The organism is Pseudomonas sp. HS-18 (assembly GCF_020401845.1).
In the GTDB taxonomy this organism is placed as follows: domain Bacteria; phylum Pseudomonadota; class Gammaproteobacteria; order Pseudomonadales; family Pseudomonadaceae; genus Pseudomonas; species Pseudomonas nitroreducens.
Window position 1 is genome coordinate 4,024,327 of record NZ_CP084413.1, and the last position, 14,770, is coordinate 4,039,096.

Genomic DNA, 14,770 nt, shown 5'->3' on the forward strand with positions numbered 1-14,770 from the left:
CTTATTTAGGCTTGTTGGCGCTTTTGGTCGCTGGATTCTGCTTGACACACTTTGAAACGATAAGTGCTATGTTTGCATTCATTGATGCATGAAATCTATCAATAAAGCCTTTCACACTTCACCGACACCCCTGTGCTGATGCCTCGCGGGGGGCTTGAATCAGAGACTATTTTTGGTAAATTTTCCCTGCCGTGTGGTTTGGAGAGCAGCAACTTCACGGCAAAAGGCCGTATCGATGGGTACGGCCTTTCTTGCTTCCGAGTGGATCTGAAGTCTCTCTGCGGAGGTCATCATGAACACTTTCCCCCTCCCCTCGCTCGTTTGCCGTCTCAACCAGAACATCAATGCCACAAGCGCCGCCATTCGGGAACTCGCCACCTGGGCGGAGGCAAGCGGCTCGTCGGACACCGCCGAAGCCGTCCGACGTCATCTGAAGGTTCTGGAGGCCAACACCACGCCTATCAGCGAAGCCTTGGCGGCACTGATCGCCTGGCAAGCCGAACGATAAGGATCGGCGCCTGCAGCAGCGGCTGCGCGCCGAGTGGCCGCTGACCATCCGCTCGCCCGTCAGAACACCGACCAGCCAATCCGGGAACTCAACAGTTCCAGCGCCGCCATCCCGGCAAGGGAATTGCCCGCTGCATTCAACTCCGGCGACCACACGCACACGGTGAATTGCCCCGGCACGATGGCCACGATCCCGCCGCCCACGCCGCTCTTGCCCGGCAGCCCCACGCGGTAGGCAAAATTCCCAGCCTCGTCATACAGCCCGCTGGTGGCCATGATCGAGTTCACCTGCTGAGTCTGGCGCCGGGTCAGAATCTGCTCGCCACTGTGCTTGCAGAACCCATCGTTGGCCAGGAAACAGAAGGCTCGTGCCAGATCCAGGCAATTCATGCGCAACGCGCAGTAGCTGAAATAGCTGCGCAGCACAGTCTCCACCTCGTTATGGAAATTGCCGAATGACTGCATCAGGTAAGCCATGGCCGCATTGCGCGCGCGGAACTGATACTCCGAATCGGCCACACGTGCATCCATCGCTATCTGGGGATTGCCCGACAGGCGCCGCACGAAATCGCGCATCGACTGAATGGGTGCGGCGAAGCGCGATTGGTTGATATCGCAGATAACCAACGCACCGGCATTGATGAAGGGATTACGCGGGCGCCCGCGCTCGAACTCCAACTGAACCAGCGAGTTGAACGGCTGGCCCGAAGGCTCGTGACCAAGCCGTTCCCAGATGGCCTCTCCGGAGTGACCAATCGCCTGAACCAGGCTGAAAACCTTGGAAATGCTCTGCACCGAAAACGGCACCAAGGCGTCGCCCGCACAGTGATAGCTGCCATCGTTGCCATAGACCGCTATCCCCAGCTGACTCGCCGGCACGTCGGCCAGTGCGGGAATGTAGTCGGCTACGTTGCCCTTGCCGATCAAGGGACGCACGGCTTCGAGAATGTCGTTCAACAGAGTTTGCATGGAAGTCCCCGTTATCAGACCCCAGACGACTGCACGGGGCAGCACTCTTGACGTAGATCGAGCAGGAGAGATCACACTCACGGGATCAGAGTGGCGGCGATCGGGATTCATGGCGGCACCCGATAGGTGTGCGGGAGCGGCTGCTACCAACGCACGCTACAGGCGAGCGAGAGGTCCTAGCGCCCCTCAGTGGCTGCCGAGCATCTCGCTGGCCAGTTCTGCCAGCGCACGCAGGCGATCCAGGCGCCGCATGTCCTGGTGGTAGCCCATCCAGATATCACGCGGGGGCGGCTCTTCGCTGAGTTCAATACGGGTCAGCGCCGGCAGCTGGTCGCCCAGCGGGCGCGGCAGTACCGCCACCCCCAAGCCTCGAGCGCACATCTGCGCCTGCACGGTGCGGCTGCTGCTGGTGAACACCGTGGGCGCGGCGGGCAGCATGCGCTGGACCCACAGCACGTCGGGGTAATAGGCCTGCGCGGTGTTCATCAGGATCAACTTGCAGTCCGCGCCATCCGGACCGGGCTCGAAGGGCACGGCGGCGCTGGCGTACAGGCCGTAGGGCATGCTCATCAGCCGGCGCTGCACGATGTCCGGCTGGTCAAACGGCACGATACGAAAGGCGATGTCCGCTTCGCGGCGGGTGAGGTCCGATAGACGCTGCCCGGCAATCACCTCGGGTACCACCGCAGGGTGGCGGCGCACCAGTTCGCCAAGCACCGGCGCCAGCACGTACCCGGCAAACCAGTCGGCTGAGGATATGCGCAGGATGCCCTCGGGCTGTTCACTGCCATCGATGCGCCGGGCAATGGCCAGGGCGCTGCTTTCCATATCCTCTGCCAGGCTCAGGATGCCCTCGCCCATCGCGGTCGGTACCAGACCTTCGCTGGTGCGCCGGAAAAAAGCCTGGCCGCAGGCTTGCTCCAGCGCCTGCAAACGCCTGCCCACGGTGGGGTGACTGACGCCCAGATGCTTGGCAGCGGCGCCCAGGGAGCGGGCACGGGCTATCGCCAGGAAAAAACGCAAGTCGTCCCATTCCACCCCGTCACCCCTTACGAAAATGAACGCGCAATGTGCAGCGATGGCAGTCCCGCCAACGCACCCAGCCTTTCAAACTGCGGCCACATCCAGCCTGGCAGCGTCGTCAGGCCGATCCCACTCCGCTCGCTAGTGTACGTAGCGATGCGCGGGCCCGGCCAGAAGCTGCCGGCCAAATCGTTTCCTGGAGGCGTTGCCATGACCCTTTCCACTCCAGCCACCGCCACGGCATCTCGGCGCTGGCTGGCCTTTGCGGTACTGCTGGCCGGCGCGTTCCTGCCACCACTGGATTTCTTCATCGTCAATGTGGCCCTGCCGTCCATTGCTCAGGGGCTGAGGGCGACGCCGGCGCAGATCGAATGGGTGATCTCGGCCTATGCGGCAACCTATGCAGTTTTTCTCATTACCGGTGGACGCCTGGGCGACCTGTTTGGCCGGCGTCGGGTGTTTCTGGCGGGCATGGCAGGCTTTGGATTGGCATCGCTGATCTGTGGACTGGCGGCCTCGCCGCCGATGCTGATCGTGGGTCGAGTCTTGCAAGGGTTGAGCGCCGCCGCCATGGCTCCCCAGGGCCTGGCGTCCATCCATGCCCTGTTTCCCGAGCAGGAGCGCTCGCGGGCGTTGGCGGTGTATGGAGCGGCGCTTGGATTAGCCGCCGTGGTCGCACAAGTCCTGGGCGGCGTGCTGATCGCGGCCGACGTGCTCGGGCTGCAGTGGCGGATCATCTTTCTGATCAATCTTCCCATCGTGGCCGCCGTTTTCTTCGTCGGCATGCCTTTTCTGCCGGACACCCGCAGCGCCACACCGGCGTCTCTGGATCGCCTCGGCGCGCTGCTCTGCGCCCTGACGCTGGGCCTGCTGGTGGTACCGCTGGTGCAGGGTCCGGAGTTGGACTGGCCGTGGTGGATGTGCCTGATGTTGCTGGGCGCGCCCGTGGTTGCCATGGTCTTCTGGCGCCATGAAGCGGCCCTCCTAAGGCGCGGCGGCACTCCGCTGCTCAGCCCCCAACTGGCGCGATCGCCGCGCTTGCTGGCGGGCCTGGTCAGCGCGCTGTTTTTCTACGTCGTATCAGCGTTCTTTCTGACCTTTTCGGTGTACCTGCAAGGCGCGCTCGGCACCACACCGGCGGTCACCGGCCTGATGTTCACACCCTTCGGCGTCGGCTTTCTGGTCGGTCCGCTGACCACCCCCATTGCCATCCGCTGCTTCGGCCGCTGGGTACCGGCCCTGGGAATGCTGCTGGAGATGCTGGGCTGCGTGGTCCTGAGCGCAGCGGTAGGTACCGCTGCCGCGGGTGAACGTCCGGCGCTGGTGCCGCTGATCGTGGGCGTCGGGCTGCTGGGATTTGGCCAGGGCTGGGCATTGCCCACCCTGATCCGAAGCGTGATCGACCGCGCCCCGGCCGCTGGCTCCGGGATGGTTTCCGGCCTGGTCAACTCGGCCTTGCAAATCAGTGCCTCCCTCGGTGTGGCGGTGCTCGGCGGCCTGTTCTATGCCGTCGCCGCGCCGGCCCACAGCCCGGCCTCGGTAGCCCGAGGCTTTATCGCCGCGCTGCTGGGCATCGCCCTGAGCCTGAGCTTGTCCGCGCTACTGGTGCTTTACGCTTCGGCGCCGCGAACGGGCAGTGGCAAATCCCTGTAAGCAATCCAGGACGCCGGTAAGCATCGACCTTCCGTCGAGGACTGGCCTGCCGCACCTGTCTGTCACCGACCTCGTTCATGGCATCGGCCGAGCCAGTGTGCTCGGCACCGACTGACTAGTCAGGGGTGGTTTCCGCTGCCGATCCCGCTAGAAAATCGATCAACACACGGCACGCCGTCGATAACTGGCGATGGGGGGGATAGATGAGGGAAAAAGGTCGCCGGGCGCCCTCGAGGTCCTCCAGCAGGCGAACCAGGCGCCCTTGGCGCAAGCGTTCGGCAACGATGAATTCGTAGGTCTGGCAGATCCCCACGCCGTGCTCGGCCAGCGAGATGCAGCCCAGCACATCGTCCGCCACCACCGGGTTGCCCTGTGGAACGAACCTCAGCTCTTCCTCGCCCTGGCGGAATTGCCAGATGCCCGGCCGCCCATTGCTGGGCATGACGAACGGCAGACAGTTATGCATGGCGAGATCGGCGACGGATTTCGGCGTGCCGACGCGGGCCAGATAGGCCGGTGCCGCCACCAGGCAAAGCCGTGCCTCCTCCAGCTGGCGCGCCACCAGGCTGCTGTCGGGCAAAGTTCCGAGGCGAATCGCCAGGTCATAACCTTCGGCCACCAGATCGACATTGCGGTTGGCGATGCCGAGCTCCACCTGCACCTTCGGATAGCGCAGGGCAAAGGCCGCCAGCATGGCGGGCAGACGGTAGTGCCCGTAGGTGGTCGGCGCACTCAAGCGCACTCGGCCCTGCACCTCCCCTCGCCCGCTCAGTGCCCGCTCCGCACTGACGATCTGCTCGAAGGCGGCACCCGCCTGCTGGACATATTCACGCCCGCTGTCGGTGAGGCTCAGCCGGCGCGTGGTACGGCGCAGCAACTGCACGCCCAGGCGTGCCTCCAGCCGGGAGATGGCCCGGCTGATCACCGAGGGCGTGGTAGCCAAGGCAACCGCCGCCGCGCTGATCGAGCCACGCTCCACCACTTCGAGCAGGGCCTCGACATCCCCCAGGTGATCGAACCGTCGCGCCATTTTGTCCTACAGAGCAAAAATGCTTTCCCAGATAGCCAATTTATCGCCGATGCAAGCATCAATAAAGTTCCACCAACGCGCGCCATCCGGCTCGCGCCCACAGGGGACCCGCGATGAAAACTTACCAACGACTCGCCCTCGCCGCCGCCATCGGCGGCGCCAGCCTGGGCGCCCACGCAGCAAACGTACTGGTGGTGCTGTCCGACGAGAACCACCTGGATCTGCGCGACGGCAAGGTCTTCGATACCGGCTTTTACCTCAACGAGTTGCTGGAACCGACCAAGGCACTGCTCGACGCCGGCCATCGTGTGACCTTCGCGACGCCCCATGGGCGCGCCCCAACACTGGACCGCAGTTCAGCAGCCATCCAGTACTTCGGCGGCGACCCGAAGCGCCTGGAGCAATACCAGACGCTGCTGGAGAAACTGCAGCTCACCTCGCCGACCCACTCGCCGGTGATCAGCCTGGCGCGCGTGGAGCAGATCGGTTACAGGCAGTTCGACGCAGTCTATGTACCCGGCGGCCATGCGCCGATGCAGGACCTGCTCGCCGCCCCGGCACTGGGGCGCCTGCTGCGTGCGTTCCACGCCGACGGCAAGACCACCGCCCTGGTTTGCCACGGCCCCATCGCCCTGCTCTCGACACTGGACCAACCGCAGAAACTGATCCATGCGCTGGAGTCCGGAGACAAGACTGCAGCCCCCACAGGCTGGATCTACGCCGGCTATCGCATGACGGTCATCAGCAACCAGGAAGAAGAACAAGCCAAGGCGCTGCTGGGAGGTGGGCAAATGAAGTTCTACCCCCAGACTGCCCTGGAGCGAGCCGGCGGACAGTACCAGAGCAACCAGTCACCTTGGACGCCCAACGTGATAATCGATCGCGAGCTGATCACCGGGCAGAACCCGGCATCGGCGGCGCAGGTCGGCCAAGCCCTGCTGCAACGTCTGCAGAAGCATTGATTACGAGGAGCATGTCATGCCGCAACGTACCTTCCTGATCACCGGTGCCAGCAAGGGCATTGGCCGGGCTATCTCCGAGCAACTGGCGGCCGAGGGTCACCAGGTCGTCGGCATAGCCCGCCAGGCTGGCGACGCCAGCTTCCCCGGCGAACTGGTCGCCACGGACCTGACAGACGCTGGCCGCTTCCCGACCCTGCTGACGGAGCTGATGAAATATCACGCCTTCGACGGCCTGGTGAACAATGTCGGCCTGGTTCGCCCCCAGGCACTGGGCGAAGTGGACCTGGCAAGTTTCGACGAAGTCATGCAGGTGAATCTGCACCCAGCGCTGCAAGCCACCCAGGCACTGCTACCGGGCATGCGCAAGCGCGGTTGGGGACGGATAGTGAACATCGCCAGCCTCACTGTCCTCGGCACTCGCCAGCGCACCTCCTACGCCGCCGCCAAGGCTGCCCTGGTCAGTTTCACCCGCAGCTGGGCACTGGAACTGGCTCAGACGGGGATCACAGTCAACGCAGTCGCGCCGGGACCGATCGAAACCGAGCTGTTCCGTCGTGGAAATCCGCCAGGCAGCGCGGGCGAAGCCGCCTACATCGCGGCAGTGCCGATGGGCCGGCTCGGGCAACCGCAGGACGTCGCGCCGGCGGTGGCCTTCCTGCTCAATGAGCGCAGCGACTTCATCACCGGGCAGACGCTCTACGTTGACGGAGGGGCCTCGATCGGCAGGAGCCCGTTCTAGAGCCCGCCTTAACGAGGTTGCCTCAAGCAGGCGATGCTAGCGGCCAGAGGTGGACGCTACCAAGGCTCGACCTTGAGGTCTGGAGCCATCTATGACAACAAGGACGAAACACTCCGCGTTGCGTCGTTGCTACCCACCGCCGAACGACTCAACGCGATTGCGCCCACCTTTCTTGGCCTGATACAGGCATCGATCCGCCCGCTTGAGTGTTGCCTCCGCCAACTCGCCTTCACTGTCACGACTAGCCACACCGATGGAAACCGTGATGAGGCCGATTTGCGGAATCTCGCGAGCCGCGAGGGCGACTCGAATACGCTCTGCGATAGCTAGGGCGGTCGCCAACGATGTGTCCGGTAAGATCAGGGTGAACTCCTCCCCGCCAGCCCGGCATGCCATATCTCCTGCACGGGTATATTCCTGGAGTACTGCCGCTACCTGTTGCAGCGCCACATCTCCCACATCATGGCCGTAGGTGTCATTGACTCGCTTGAAGTGGTCGATATCCAGCGCAAGAACCGAGTACTCCTGGCCCGTTTGTTCCAGCAACTGGAGAAGTGCGTCCATGGCACGACGATTCGCGAGGCCTGTAAGGGAGTCACTTTGTGCCTCATGTCTGAGCCGTCCGAGTTTCTGCTGCAGCAACTGCACGCCGGCCAGCATGGCCTGTCGGATCGCCGAGGCATCGGGATACCAGGCATTTACCGCCTTCAGCCGCTCCGTGGTCTGCGGCGCTGATAATTGCTCGGCGATCGATGCGAGCTCATGAAGCGGGCGGGCAATCAGCGCGGTGCCGTACCAGACCAGGATTAGCCCAACCAGTCCAGCCGGAACCATCTCCAGGATCATGTCGCGCATCAGCCGTCCGAGCGGCGCCAGTGCTATCTCACGGGGCTGCTGAGCGACTACTGCCCAGTTGGCGCTTTCCACATGGGCGTACCCGGCGAGCATCGGGATGCCCAGGTAGTTGGGTACTTCCATGGCTCCGCTTTCGCCTCGCAACGCAGCGTCAACTGTCTTGCTCCAGTCGAGTTTTTCGCCGATGCGATTCTGCTCTGGGTGGAATAACAGACGACGGTTTCCATCGGCGACGAAAGCAAATGTTCCCTCATGATGGAAATGGCTGCTGATCACGGTATGCAGTGCGCTCTGCTTGCGCAGATAGACGGATCCGCCAACGGTTCCGAGGAAGTGTCCCGAGGCATCGAAGATCGGCTGCGAGATGAACACCACCAGGTTACCAGCCACGGAAACATAGGCTGGGCTGATTTGCGGGCGACGCGTGTGCAACGCTTGCTGGATACTTTCCGAGCGCAGAGTTGTGCCAATGATCTGCAATGCATCCGGATAGGCCTGCAACACCTTGCCATTAGAATCGACGATGGCGATGGAGTTGAAGTCGATGTCCTGCGTCTGCATTCGCACCGCCTCCTCTCGCAAGCTTGAGGCGTCGCCCCAATGCTTGCCCAGTTCGCTAGCGCTGAAGCGCAGGTGACTCTGTGTCGAACGCAGGAACTCACTGAGACTCGACGCGACTTTAGATGCATAAGCGCTGTTGGACGCCAGTGCGTGCTCGATCAGCGCGTCGCGCTGGACTCTATAAGCCATGGTCAGGCTGTTGGCCAGCGTGGCCAACACGGACAGTAGGACGAGCCCGAGAATCAGCCAACGTATATCCAGTGGCCAGGCGGTTTGCTGCTTCATCCGAATCACCCTGCTCCAACGCATCGGCAAGACAGCCCGACGTCGCCATACGCATCACACACGTGCCGGACCGGTACGGCCCCGAAGCCAGGAGGACACCTGCTCATTAATGCCTCCGCCGCGCGATAGGATGCTATCGATGCGGGCATTCTCTTCGCATGTCACAAAGCAAGGGATATGAAAAGCAGTCAGGTTTCGTAGGAAAGGGATTACACGAAGATCGGTGTGGCGACACCGGCGCAAACTCCCCGTCTATCGGCCCGAGGCAAGCGTGGGCATGTCCGCTATCGGTCGGCGGAAGACTTCCCTGGGTCGCCGTAGGGAGACCGCCGGCATCTATTGCCTGATACCCGTGAACAGGACTTCGACGAAACGCCGCACACTTAGCTGATGGGCATCGAAATCCAAGGGCTCGACGCTGACCAGCTTGAGGAATTCGAGGGTGAGAAACTCGTTGAGCAACTGCGCCACGTAGTCCGGGCAGAGATCGTGACGCACCATGCCGGCCTTCTGAAGATGACCTAGCAGGACGCTGACCTCGGCATTGAGCACCTCGTTATTAAGCTTGAGCTGCTCCGGCGACGCTCCGCTGTAATGCATCGACAACAGCTCGCGCCAGACCGATACCGGCAACGCTTCAAGCTCGTACTTCAGAACCAGGCTCTCCAGGTGGCAGAGCACATCCACCGGATCCTCGAAGTCCAGCGCCAGCTGGACCATCTCCTTGACGACGCGCTCGTCGGTCGCCCGTAGCAAGTCGCTGAGGATCTCCTGCTTGCTGCCGAAGTAGTTGAACACCGTGGGCGGCGATACCCCGGCCCGTTCGGCGATCTGCTCGACGGTGGTAGTGCCGTACCCCTGGAGGCGGAACAGCTCGACCGCTGCCTGGCTGATCGCCTGGCGCCGCGCCTCTTTCTGTCGTTCACGAAGCCCGCTCAAGTCGTCTCCTCACTGCTGAATCTGTCTGAGCGAGATTCTATAGGTTTTCCTCGAATAAAACTTTTAGTTGACTAAAAGTTTTTATGGTGAGAAAAATTTGCCACGGCCAGCGCCTGTGGCCCTTCGTTCTCCCAGGAGTGATCCATGTCTCTCGATCTGCAAGCGGCCCTGGTGCAAGCCTACGCCGAACGCCTGAGCCTCCAGCCGAATCCGCCACAGCCGCAGGAGCGTTCGTACGCCGCGCAACTGAGCGTCGGGGCCGCCGATGTCCTGCTGCCGCCCCACAATCGCTGGACCTTCCAGCACATGAGCCAACTCTGTCCGACCCTGGTGGTAGCCGCTGGCAATGCGCCGGTCAGCGACCTGGGCCCGACTGAGGACCTGCTGCAAAACTTCACTTTCACCAGCCTGAGTGGCGAGCAGGTCAGCCTTCAGGAGCACCTGGACGCCACCTTCACCGATGGCTTCCTGGTGCTCAAGAAGGGCCGCGTCCTGTGTGAACGCTATTTCAACCACCAGGCCCCGGACACCCGCCACATCATGTTCTCGGTCACCAAGTCGCTCACCGGCGCCTTGGCCGAGCAACTCATCGAGCAGGGCCTGCTCGACCCGGACCGTCCCGCGATTTCGTACGTGCCCGAATTTGCCGGCACCGCCTTCGAGACGGCGAGCGTGCGTCAGGTGATGGACATGGCCATCAGCATCGACTACGTCGAGCACTACGAAGACCCCAACTCGCCGACCTCGCGGCTGCACTACACCGTGGGCCTCACCCCGGTGCCGCCGGGGTTCGAGAGGTCCGCCTCGATCCACGACTGGCTGCGCACCTTCCCGCTCAAGGGCGAGCATGGAGGTTTCTTCCGCTATGTCACGGCGACCACCGAAGCCATGGGTTGGATCATGGAGCGCGCCAGCGGCCTGCCTTGCCATGTGCTGTTCGAACGCATGTGGCGGCAGCTGGGCTGCGAGCGCGATGGTTTCCTATTAGCCGATCCGTCGGGCCAGGGCGTGGTCGGTTTCGGCTTCAACGCAACGCTGCGCGACATGGGCCGCTTTGGCCTGATGCTGCTTGGCCGCGGCCACTTCAACGGGCAACAGGTAATGCCAACGGCGGCGGTGGAGCGCCTGCTGAAGGGCAATGACCCTGCGGTGTATGCGACCAACAAGGAGTTCTCCGAATGGAGCCCGCAGGCCTCCTACAAGAGCCAGTGGTATGTCTTCAATGACCACGCGCTCATGGCTGTCGGTATCCATGGCCAGTGGATCTTCATCGACTTCAAGGCCGAGGTAGTAATCATCAAGCAATCCTCCGCGCCCGAAGCGGAGAACGTGATCGATACCGACACCGTGCATCTGCTCAAGACGCTCGCCCAATCCTTAAGCGACGCCTGACACAAACCTGATCGCCAGCAAAAAGAAACGGACGCTGCACCCAGCATGCGCCCTTGCGGGCCCCGCTTTGCCCGCGTGACTGCCCTGTTCCAACAAGAACGACATACAGGAGCTTTGCCATGACCACCAGACGTTTCCCGTCTGCGCCCCGCAGTGCCCTTGCGCTGACCCTCATCGCCGGCAGCCCGCTGGCGACCGCGGGCGTAGCCTTCGAGAGCGGCGACTTCAAGGGCGAGTACTCGCTCAGTGCATCGGCGACCGCCATCAACAGCCACAATGCCAACTTCGGCCTGGGTCGCATCGACCTGCGCAGTGGCGAACTGAGCAACAAAGAGAACTACGACTGGCAGGAGTACTACCTCAAGCCAGGCGTGACCTTCGAGTACGCAGTCAGCCCGGACTTCGCCTTTCTCGGCGGCGGCTCGCTGATAGCCGCCGGGACCACGGGTGACGGCGACCCGGGCGGTTACACCCGCGGTGACGAACATAACACCTCGGTGGAAGAGGCCTACGCGGGCTTTCGTGCCGGCGACTGGCGCCTGACCCTGGGCGACCAGAACTACATGGTCGGCAACGGCTTCCTGGTGATGGACGGTAACCTCGACCAGTACGGCGATGGCGCCTACTTCAGCGCGCCGCGTACGGCCTTCCGCGATGCCGGCGTGCTGTCCTGGCAGCACGAGATGTTCTCGGCGCAAGCCTTCAGCCTGCGCACCGACGACCATCTGGGCGACCTGCGCATGACCGGTGCCAACGTCGACTTCAAGCTGCCCAACGCGACCCTGGGCGCCATGGCCTTCAGCGTCGAGGCCAAGGACAACAAGCAGAATGCCTTCATCCCGCGCGACGGCATGGACGTCTACAACCTGCGTGTGCTCAATGCCAGCCCGCCGGGCCTGGAAGCCCTGCAGCTCAACGGCGAATACGCCATCGAGCGCGGCAGCGGCAAGGGCATCGATTACGATGCCAGCGCCTGGTACGCCTCTGCGGACTACAGCTTCCAGGACCTGCCGCTGCAACCGACCCTGGGCTATCGCTACGCCGACTTCTCCGGCGACAACGATCCCAACGACAACACCCGCAAGGACTGGGATCCGCTGAGCAAGGGCTACGTTGACTGGGGCACCTGGGTGATCGGCGACGTCGTCGGCAACTACCTGCTCTACAACAGCAACGAGAAAGCCCAGACCTGGCGTGGCAAAGTGCACTTCAACGAGCAATGGTCTGCCGGCGCCCAATACCACCAGTTCAAGCTCAACTCCAACTACTACTTCGGCATCCCGGTGAGCGACCGCGACTTCGCCAACGAGACCGGGGTGTACGTCGAGTGGATGCCCACCGAGCACATCTACACCTCGCTGGCTTACAACTGGGTCGATCCGCAGGCCGGCGCCAAGGAAGTACTGGGTAACGACCGCTTCGACACCCTGGAATGGTTCTTCATCTACAAGCTGTGATCCTGGCCGCCACCCTCAACGTGAGCTGATCCGATGAAACTAGACAAGAAATGGTTCGCCGCCCTGCTCGTCTGCGCCAGCCTTCCGTTCACCCCTGCGAGCGCTGCGCAACGTGAAGTGAATATCTACAACTGGGTCGACTACCTGCCGGCGCAGGTGATCAAGGACTTCGAAACCCAGACCGGCATCAAGGTCAATTACGACGTCTTCGACAGCCCGCACACCCTGGAGTCGAAGATGCTCACCGGCACCTCCGGCTACGACCTGGTCTTCCCCAATACCGTGCAGATCGCCAAGTTCATCCAGGCCGGCGCCATCCAGAAACTGGACCGACAGCAATTGCCCAACTGGTCGCACCTGGACGCGGGCATCATGCACAACCTGGAACGGGTGGACCCGGGCAACCAGTACGCCGTGCCTTACCTGTGGGGCACCACCCTGATCGGCTACAACGCCGACAAGGTGCGCAATGCCCTCGGCGCCGAGGCCAGGCTGGACAGCTGGGACCTGCTGTTCAAGCCGGAGAACATCAGCAAGCTGCAATCCTGCGGCGTCGCCTTCCTCGATGCGCCCGAAGAGCTGCTGCCCATCGCCCTCCACTACCTGGGGCTCGACCCGAGCAGCCGCAACCCCACAGATTACCAGAAGGCCGAAGCGCTGTTGCTGAAAATCCGCCCCTACATCCGCTACTTCAACTCCGCCAAGCTGGCTTCCGATCTGGCCAACGGCGACGTGTGCATCGTGGTCGGCTGGTCCGCGGCAGTGCTTCAGGCCCAGGGAATGGCCGCCAGCGCCAAGAACGGCAACGACATCCGCATGCTGCTGCCGCGCGAAGGCACCCTGATGTGGGCTGACACCATGGCCCTTCCCAAGGGCGCGAAACACCCTGCGGAGGCTCAGGCGTTCATCAACTACCTGCTGGACCCCAAGGTGATCGTCCAGGTATCGAACATCATCGGCTACCCGAACCCCAACCGTGACGCGCAGGACACCGTTGCCCCGGAACTGCTGCAGAACCACGCGATGTTCATCCCGGCCGACCAGCGCGGCAACCTGTTCACCCTGTCGCCGGTACCCATCAGCATCGAGCGCGCCATGACCCGCAGTTGGACGAAGATCAAGTCCGGAACCTGAGGCAGCCTCCAACACTTTGCAGGCCACTTCCGTCCATGTCTGGGCGGAAGCAGGCTGCTGACTGTGGATTTACCGGTGAAAAAAACACACAAACCTTGCTGAAACGGGGGGAGTGTCGGTGAGGAAACAGAGACCTCGGATCGACTACGCAGAGAGCCCAAAAGAGCTGATTGGGGCGTTGGAAGGCAGGCAACTTGGGATGCAGCCTTGCGTATGCGGTTAGTCGTGGGTGATGGATTGATCAAACACCTATGATCTCAATGCAAGACTGCCGAGCAGAGACAGGACAATTACTGAGATAACCGCATGCTTCATATCGATTACCGCCGTGATAAAACCAGAAACGCATCTATCCTGCGCATTATTTCAGCGCCTTAATAGATCGTCACAGAGCCGCTGCAAGGCGAACCCTGAAAGTCAGAACCACAGACTTCGACCATGTAATAAAAAGCGAGCGCACCCCAAACCGAAACAGCACTATCCAGATTAAGGCAAACGCTGCCGGAGGAAACTTACCTCCTCCGGCAGACTTGCTCACACTTACCTAAGAGCTTCACCTCATAATGTCAAAACGACATTTAAAAAGATGTTGACTTGCATTACTCCACAAGCTCTGTGGCACATAACCGGATTCCGCCGGGTTTAGCATGAGGTGGCTAACATATCGGTTGTAGCCGGACGCTTCCAGTCAGATTCAATCTCGCAAGCGAGGGCCAATCTGGCGGCCAGTTTCGGGCCTGAAGAAGCCATGCGGCACATCGCAGCTTGGGCCGCATACTCGCTCCAGGCGCCACACGCATCGCAGCTTATAGCTATCCTGAAGCAGGGGCAGCGCGGGGAAGTTACTGCACGTCGAAGCTACGCTCGGGTGGAGGGCTTCATCGCGAAACGACCATCACCCAGCAGCGCTACAACCAGAGCAGTGGCGCTCAGGTAGATCGGGTATTCCCAGCCGCCGTTGGCATTGGTGAAGCTCCAACCATTACCGAAGTGAACGGTCGCAGCCATGAATAACTGGACAACTGCCAGCGCAGCAATCCAACGAGTATAAACGCCAAGCACTAGCAGAACGCCACCAATCACTTCGAATGCAATGACTGGATATGCCAGAAAACCTGGGAATCCAACTGATTCAAAAAATCCAGCGGTGCCCGCAGGGGTAAATACGAATACTTTGGTCAAGCCATGTGCAATGAACATGATACCGAGTGCCAGCCGCAGCACGAATGCAGCATAGGGCGCGGTGCGTGAATCAATCATGATT

At 61.9% G+C, this 14,770-nt stretch carries 13 protein-coding genes; 7 read left to right on the forward strand and 6 right to left on the reverse strand.

Annotated features, from left to right (window positions below):
• Window positions 1-292 precede the first annotated feature (292 nt).
• Window positions 293-508, forward strand: a complete 216-nt coding sequence (locus tag LDJ84_RS18630; RefSeq protein WP_037009061.1) for a hypothetical protein — start codon at window positions 293-295, stop codon at window positions 506-508.
• Window positions 509-567: 59 nt separating this feature from the next.
• Here the strand turns inward: LDJ84_RS18630 and glsB are convergent, their stop codons facing one another.
• Together glsB and LDJ84_RS18640 are read right to left on the reverse strand one after the other, a co-directional pair.
• Window positions 568-1,476, reverse strand: a complete 909-nt coding sequence (gene glsB, locus LDJ84_RS18635; protein ID WP_024763466.1) for a glutaminase B — start codon at window positions 1,474-1,476, stop codon at window positions 568-570.
• Window positions 1,477-1,662: 186 nt separating this feature from the next.
• On the reverse strand, window positions 1,663-2,514 hold the full coding sequence (locus LDJ84_RS18640) for a LysR family transcriptional regulator (protein WP_024763467.1): 852 nt from the start codon (window positions 2,512-2,514) through the stop codon (window positions 1,663-1,665).
• A 195-nt stretch (window positions 2,515-2,709) separates the two neighbouring features.
• On the opposite strand from LDJ84_RS18640, the gene LDJ84_RS18645 reads away from it, so the two are divergent.
• The gene (locus LDJ84_RS18645; RefSeq protein ID WP_226045232.1) at window positions 2,710-4,152 is read left to right on the forward strand and encodes an MFS transporter; all 1,443 of its coding nucleotides are present in this window, start codon (window positions 2,710-2,712) and stop codon (window positions 4,150-4,152) included.
• Window positions 4,153-4,267: 115 nt separating this feature from the next.
• On the opposite strand, the gene LDJ84_RS18650 is transcribed toward LDJ84_RS18645, so the two are convergent.
• Window positions 4,268-5,182 (reverse strand): LysR family transcriptional regulator, encoded by a 915-nt coding sequence (locus LDJ84_RS18650; protein ID WP_226045233.1) that lies wholly within the window; start codon window positions 5,180-5,182, stop codon window positions 4,268-4,270.
• Between the two features lie 113 nt (window positions 5,183-5,295).
• Here LDJ84_RS18650 and LDJ84_RS18655 point away from each other — a divergent pair, with 113 nt between their 5' ends.
• Together LDJ84_RS18655 and LDJ84_RS18660 are read left to right on the forward strand one after the other, a co-directional pair.
• A complete protein-coding gene (locus LDJ84_RS18655) occupies window positions 5,296-6,144 on the forward strand; it encodes a type 1 glutamine amidotransferase domain-containing protein (RefSeq protein WP_024763470.1) in 849 nt (282 codons plus the stop codon).
• A 16-nt stretch (window positions 6,145-6,160) separates the two neighbouring features.
• Window positions 6,161-6,883 carry an SDR family oxidoreductase gene (locus tag LDJ84_RS18660; protein WP_038803527.1) on the forward strand — a complete coding sequence of 241 codons (723 nt, stop codon included), beginning with the start codon at window positions 6,161-6,163 and terminating at the stop codon, window positions 6,881-6,883.
• Between the two features lie 129 nt (window positions 6,884-7,012).
• Here the strand turns inward: LDJ84_RS18660 and LDJ84_RS18665 are convergent, their stop codons facing one another.
• Both LDJ84_RS18665 and LDJ84_RS18670 read right to left on the reverse strand, forming a co-directional pair.
• Complete coding sequence (locus tag LDJ84_RS18665; protein WP_226045234.1) at window positions 7,013-8,584, reverse strand: sensor domain-containing diguanylate cyclase; 1,572 nt, start codon at window positions 8,582-8,584, stop codon at window positions 7,013-7,015.
• Between the two features lie 336 nt (window positions 8,585-8,920).
• Window positions 8,921-9,523: a TetR/AcrR family transcriptional regulator gene (locus LDJ84_RS18670; protein WP_226045235.1), complete on the reverse strand. Its 603-nt coding sequence runs from the start codon at window positions 9,521-9,523 to the stop codon at window positions 8,921-8,923.
• A gap of 144 nt (window positions 9,524-9,667) precedes the next feature.
• Here LDJ84_RS18670 and LDJ84_RS18675 point away from each other — a divergent pair, with 144 nt between their 5' ends.
• The 3 genes from LDJ84_RS18675 to LDJ84_RS18685 all read left to right on the forward strand — a co-directional run bounded on the left by LDJ84_RS18675 (window position 9,668) and on the right by LDJ84_RS18685 (window position 13,506).
• Window positions 9,668-10,915 carry a serine hydrolase domain-containing protein gene (locus tag LDJ84_RS18675; protein WP_226045236.1) on the forward strand — a complete coding sequence of 416 codons (1,248 nt, stop codon included), beginning with the start codon at window positions 9,668-9,670 and terminating at the stop codon, window positions 10,913-10,915.
• A gap of 119 nt (window positions 10,916-11,034) precedes the next feature.
• Window positions 11,035-12,372: a hypothetical protein gene (locus LDJ84_RS18680; protein ID WP_226045237.1), complete on the forward strand. Its 1,338-nt coding sequence runs from the start codon at window positions 11,035-11,037 to the stop codon at window positions 12,370-12,372.
• 33 nt (window positions 12,373-12,405) lie between these two features.
• Window positions 12,406-13,506 (forward strand): polyamine ABC transporter substrate-binding protein, encoded by a 1,101-nt coding sequence (locus tag LDJ84_RS18685; RefSeq protein WP_226045238.1) that lies wholly within the window; start codon window positions 12,406-12,408, stop codon window positions 13,504-13,506.
• 858 nt (window positions 13,507-14,364) lie between these two features.
• On the opposite strand, the gene LDJ84_RS18690 is transcribed toward LDJ84_RS18685, so the two are convergent.
• Window positions 14,365-14,766 carry a DoxX family protein gene (locus LDJ84_RS18690; RefSeq protein WP_024763476.1) on the reverse strand — a complete coding sequence of 134 codons (402 nt, stop codon included), beginning with the start codon at window positions 14,764-14,766 and terminating at the stop codon, window positions 14,365-14,367.
• Between the last annotated feature and the right edge of the window lie 4 nt (window positions 14,767-14,770).